Origin of the sequence: Intestinibacter sp. (assembly GCF_051866655.1) — a bacterium.
In the GTDB taxonomy this organism is placed as follows: Bacteria; Bacillota; Clostridia; order Peptostreptococcales; family Peptostreptococcaceae; genus Intestinibacter.
On the sequence record NZ_JBJDXL010000215.1, the window covers coordinates 1 to 4,700 of the forward strand.

At 30.4% G+C, this 4,700-nt stretch carries 7 protein-coding genes, 1 pseudogene and 1 other annotated feature; all 8 genes and pseudogenes read left to right on the top strand.

Annotation, left to right across the window (positions count from 1 at the left end; translation table 11 throughout):
• Positions 1-263 precede the first annotated feature (263 nt).
• On the top strand, positions 264-413 hold the full coding sequence (rpmG, locus tag ACI3VO_RS06525) for a 50S ribosomal protein L33 (protein ID WP_290690852.1): 150 nt from the start codon (positions 264-266) through the stop codon (positions 411-413).
• 27 nt (positions 414-440) lie between these two features.
• Complete coding sequence (gene secE / locus ACI3VO_RS06530; RefSeq protein WP_439757132.1) at positions 441-665, top strand: preprotein translocase subunit SecE; 225 nt, start codon at positions 441-443, stop codon at positions 663-665.
• A gap of 17 nt (positions 666-682) precedes the next feature.
• On the top strand, positions 683-1,267 hold the full coding sequence (nusG, locus tag ACI3VO_RS06535) for a transcription termination/antitermination protein NusG (protein ID WP_439757133.1): 585 nt from the start codon (positions 683-685) through the stop codon (positions 1,265-1,267).
• A gap of 31 nt (positions 1,268-1,298) precedes the next feature.
• Entirely contained in the window at positions 1,299-1,724 is a 426-nt protein-coding gene (rplK, locus tag ACI3VO_RS06540) for a 50S ribosomal protein L11 (RefSeq protein WP_320924099.1), read from the top strand.
• A 71-nt stretch (positions 1,725-1,795) separates the two neighbouring features.
• A complete protein-coding gene (rplA, locus tag ACI3VO_RS06545; protein WP_439757134.1) occupies positions 1,796-2,494 on the top strand; it encodes a 50S ribosomal protein L1 in 699 nt (232 codons plus the stop codon).
• A 49-nt stretch (positions 2,495-2,543) separates the two neighbouring features.
• Positions 2,544-2,672: a sequence feature (ribosomal protein L10 leader region), on the top strand.
• 36 nt (positions 2,673-2,708) lie between these two features.
• Positions 2,709-3,212 carry a 50S ribosomal protein L10 gene (gene rplJ, locus ACI3VO_RS06550; protein ID WP_439757135.1) on the top strand — a complete coding sequence of 168 codons (504 nt, stop codon included), beginning with the start codon at positions 2,709-2,711 and terminating at the stop codon, positions 3,210-3,212.
• Positions 3,213-3,279: 67 nt separating this feature from the next.
• Entirely contained in the window at positions 3,280-3,645 is a 366-nt protein-coding gene (gene rplL, locus ACI3VO_RS06555; RefSeq protein WP_320924098.1) for a 50S ribosomal protein L7/L12, read from the top strand.
• Between the two features lie 360 nt (positions 3,646-4,005).
• Positions 4,006-4,700, top strand: a pseudogene (locus ACI3VO_RS06560) (DNA-directed RNA polymerase subunit beta); the annotation flags it as partial.

Sequence of the window (4,700 nt, forward strand, 5' to 3'; positions counted from 1 at the left end):
AGAGAAGGTGGTAGAACAGTAGCATCTGGTGTTGTAGCAACTATAATAGAATAATATTTTGTTTACAATATATATATAAGGAAGAGGGGTTTTTTATACTCCTCTTTTTTAAGTAAATAAACAAAAACATTGACATAGCTTTAAATTTATGATAATTTATACAAGGTAATGGTTAAAGGAAGGTAATAGTATTTTGATAATTTGTTTCAAAATATTATATAACAATATATATATTATTGTATTAAAAGTTGGAGGTGTAGCAAATGAGAGTAAGAGTTACTTTAGCATGTACTGAATGCAAACAAAGAAACTACAACACTACAAAAAACAAAAAAAATAACCCAGACAGAATAGAACTTAAAAAATATTGCAAATTCTGTAAAAAACATACTACTCATAAAGAAACAAAATAGTTATATTTTAAGGATGTGAGTAATATTATGAAAACTCAAGAAGTTAAGACTAATAAGTCTAAAAAACAAAGATTTAGTTTAGTTACTTATATTAAGGAAACTATAGCAGAATTAAAAAGAGTAACTTGGTCAACAAAAACTGAGTTATTAAAAAACACAGGTATAGTTTTAGCTACAATTATTTCGTTTACTATTTTAGTATGGGCTTTAGATACACTTTTATCAGGTGCATTAGCATTAATATTAAAATAGAAAAAAGGAGAATGTAAATGTCGGAAATACAACAACCACAATGGTATGTAGTTCATACTTATTCAGGACATGAAAATAAAGTTAAAGCTACCATAGAAAAAGCAGTAAAAACAAGGGGAATGGAAGACTGTATAAAAAGTGTTATCGTCCCTACTGAAGATGTAATTGAAACTACAAAAGTAAAAGAAAAAGTAAAAGAAGATGGCAAAGTAAAAGAAGTCATCAAAGAAAAAACAAAAGTAAGACAAAGAAAAATATACCCAAGTTATGTTCTTATTAAGATGATAATAACTGATGAATCATGGTATATTGTAAGAAACACAAAAGGTGTTACAGGATTTGTAGGACCAGGTTCTAAACCAGTTCCACTTACTGAAGAAGAAGTTAAATTTATGGGAATAGATTTAGATAAAATAGGCGAAAATCGTGTACACATAGAAGTTGGCGAAACAGTTAACGTTTGTGACGGTTTATTCAAAGGACAAAGTGGAATTGTAAAAGAAATCGACGTTAAAAATAAAATGGCAAAAGTATGCATAAATGCTTCTAGTGGTAATGAAGTATCACTAGAAATAGATTTAAAGAGCATAGAAAGAATATAATTTAGAAGGAATTTGAGGAGGTGCGCTCGATATGGCTAAAAAAGTTATAGGTCAAATAAAATTACAAATACCTGCAGGAAAGGCTACTCCAGCTCCACCAGTTGGTCCAGCATTAGGACAACACGGTGTTAATATAATGGGATTCACTAAAGAATTCAATGCTAAAACTGCAGATCAAGCAGGAATGATAATACCAGTTGTTATAACTGTATATCAAGATAGATCATTTACATTTATAACAAAAACTCCACCTGCTGCAGTATTACTTAAAAAAGCTGCTGGATTAGATTCAGCTTCAGGAGAACCAAACAAAAAGAAAGTTGCAACATTAACTTCAGCTCAAATAAAAGAAATAGCTGAATTAAAAATGCCTGACTTAAACGCTGCATCAGTAGAAGCTGCAATGAGCATGATAGCTGGTACTGCTAGAAGTATGGGTATCGTAGTAGAAGACTAATTATTAATTAGACACTTCATTAGAAGTGGGAGGCAAAAGCCGACAATAACCACAAGGAGGAATTATAAATAATGGCTAAAAAAACTAAAAAATATGCAGAAGCATTAGGAAAAATAGATAGAACAAAATTATATGATGCTAAAGACGCTTTAGCATTAGTAAGTGAAATAGCTACAGCTAAATTCGATGAAACAGTTGAAGCTCACATAAAATTAGGTGTTGACTCAAGACATGCTGATCAACAAGTTAGAGGTGCAATAGTATTACCTCACGGAACTGGTAAAACTAAAAAAGTTTTAGTTTTCGCTAAAGGTGATAAAGCTAAAGAAGCAGAAGCTGCAGGAGCAGATTTTGTAGGTGCTGAAGAATTAGTACAAAAAATACAAAAAGAAAACTGGTTTGATTTTGATGTAGTAGTTGCTACTCCAGATATGATGGGTGTAGTTGGTAGATTAGGTAGAGTATTAGGACCTAAAGGTTTAATGCCAAACCCAAAATCAGGAACAGTTACATTTGATGTTACTAAAGCTGTACAAGAAATCAAAGCTGGTAAAGTTGAATATAGATTAGATAAAAACAATATAATCCACGTTGCTATAGGTAAAGTATCTTTTGGTGGAGAAAAATTAACTGAAAACTTCTCAGTTTTAATGAACGCTATAATAAAAGCAAAACCATCTGCTGCTAAAGGACAATACTTAAGAAGTGTAACAGTTGCTTCAACTATGGGACCTGGAGTAAAAATAAATCCTGCAAGAGTAACTGAATAATATTATTGACATATATAAAAAATAATGTTATAATATCTCTTGTTGATGTTAAAAACGAATAAATTTGCCGTAGACAGTAGGTGCGAGAGCTTAATTTCCTGCCGAGGTTTTAGATAAATGAAACTAGAGCTTTTATGTCTGGCATTACGTTAGAAATAAAAGCTTTTTTAATTATGTACGGTAAATATACTTTTGTGAAGGAGGTGCACATCTGATGAGAGAAGCTATACAAATGAAATCACAAGTTGTTGCTGAAATAGTTGAAAAACTACAAAAATCATCTTCTACAATAGTTGTAGACTACAAAGGTTTAACAGTAGAAGAAGTTACAGAATTAAGAAAGAAAATGAGAGAAGCTGGTGTTGAATATAAAGTTTACAAAAACACTTTAGTTAGAAGAGCAGCTAAAGAAGTTGGAATAGAAGAATTCAACGATGAGTTATTAGTAGGAACTAATGCTATAGCATTTGGTTACGACGATCCAATAGCTCCAGCTAGAGTTATAAAAGACTTTATGGAAGCTCATCCAAAAATGAAATTAAAAATGGGTGTAGTAGAAGGTACATTCTATAACGAAGCTCAAATAGTTGAGTTCGCTAATATACCACCAAGAGAAGTTCTTCTTGCAAAATTACTTGGAAGCTTAAAGGCTCCAATGTCAAACTTTGTATATTTATTAGATGCTTTAATAAAAGAAAAAGAAGGACAAGAAGCTTAATTGTCAGTTAAATTTAGAAAATAAGATTAAAAAATAAAAATTAATAAAAAATTCGGAGGTGCTAAAAATGACAATAGAACAAATATTAGAAGCTATAGAACAAATGAAAGTTACAGAATTAAATGAATTAGTAAAAGCTGCAGAAGAAAAATTCGGTGTATCTGCTTCTGCTCCAGTAATGGTTGCTGGTGCTGCTGCAGGTGGAGCTGCTGCAGAAGAAAAATCAGAATTTGATGTAATATTAACATCTGCTGGTTCTTCAAAAGTTGGAGTTATAAAAATAGTTAGAGAAATAACTGGTTTAGGATTAAAAGACGCTAAAGAAGTAGTTGATAACGCTCCTAAAGCTGTTAAAGAAGGAGCTTCTAAAGAAGAAGCTGAACAAATAAAAGAAAAATTAGAAGCTGCTGGTGCATCAGTAGAACTTAAATAATTTTTTTAAGAAAAAGGTGTCTCGGTAGGACACCTTTTTTGAGTTATAACTAATTATTAATAAATAAAGTTGAGAATAGAGAATATAAATCTTTTTTGATATTGTATTCTCTATTCTCAACTTTATGAAAAAATTACGAAAAAATGGAATTAATACGTAATAATATGTACATACTAAATGGAGTAGGCTTTTAATATATAGGCGCTGATTTATTTAAAAAATAGTATATAAATAAATAATATATAAATTTTAAATTATATAGCCCTAAATATTGAAATTTAGTCAAAGTTGTGCTAGAATTATTAGATGCGTTTAGTATGACAAGGGTTTTATTTTTAATTATTGAGAGGTGAAAAGTGAATGCCATATCCTGTCACGATAGGTAAGAGAAAGAGAATGAGCTTTTCTAAGATAAAAGAAATAGCTGATTTACCAAATCTTATAGAAATACAAGTAGATTCTTATAAGTGGTTTTTAGAAGAAGGTTTAAAAGAAGTTTTTAATGATATTTCTCCAATTGAGGATTATACAGGTAATTTAATATTAGAGTTTGTAGATTACTCTCTAGATGATAAGCCTAAGTATGACATTGAAGAATGTAAAGAAAGAGATGCTACATATTGTGCGCCTCTAAAAGTAAAAGTAAGACTTATTAATAAAGAAACTGGAGAAATAAAAGAACAAGAAGTATTTATGGGAGACTTCCCGCTTATGACAGATAGAGGGACTTTCGTAATAAATGGAGCGGAAAGAGTTATCGTAAGTCAATTAGTTAGATCGCCTGGTGTATATTATGCACAAGAAAGAGATAAAGCTGGTAAAAAACTAATATCTTCTACTGTTATACCTAATAGAGGTGCTTGGTTAGAATATGAAACTGATTCTAATGATGTTATTTCTGTTAGAGTAGATAGAACAAGAAAACAACCAGTAACAGTATTATTAAGAGCGTTAGGAATAGGATCAAATGCTGAAATAATAGATCTTTTAGGTGAAGACGAAAGATTAATGGCTACATTAGAAAAAGATAACACTACAAATGTTGAAGAAGGTCT

Coding starts and splice junctions, on each gene's coding strand:
- rpmG (WP_290690852.1), top strand. CDS start 264: ATGAGAGTAAGAGTTACTTTAGCATGTACTGAATGCAAACAAAGAAAC.
- secE (WP_439757132.1), top strand. CDS start 441: ATGAAAACTCAAGAAGTTAAGACTAATAAGTCTAAAAAACAAAGATTT.
- nusG (WP_439757133.1), top strand. CDS start 683: ATGTCGGAAATACAACAACCACAATGGTATGTAGTTCATACTTATTCA.
- rplK (WP_320924099.1), top strand. CDS start 1,299: ATGGCTAAAAAAGTTATAGGTCAAATAAAATTACAAATACCTGCAGGA.
- rplA (WP_439757134.1), top strand. CDS start 1,796: ATGGCTAAAAAAACTAAAAAATATGCAGAAGCATTAGGAAAAATAGAT.
- rplJ (WP_439757135.1), top strand. CDS start 2,709: ATGAGAGAAGCTATACAAATGAAATCACAAGTTGTTGCTGAAATAGTT.
- rplL (WP_320924098.1), top strand. CDS start 3,280: ATGACAATAGAACAAATATTAGAAGCTATAGAACAAATGAAAGTTACA.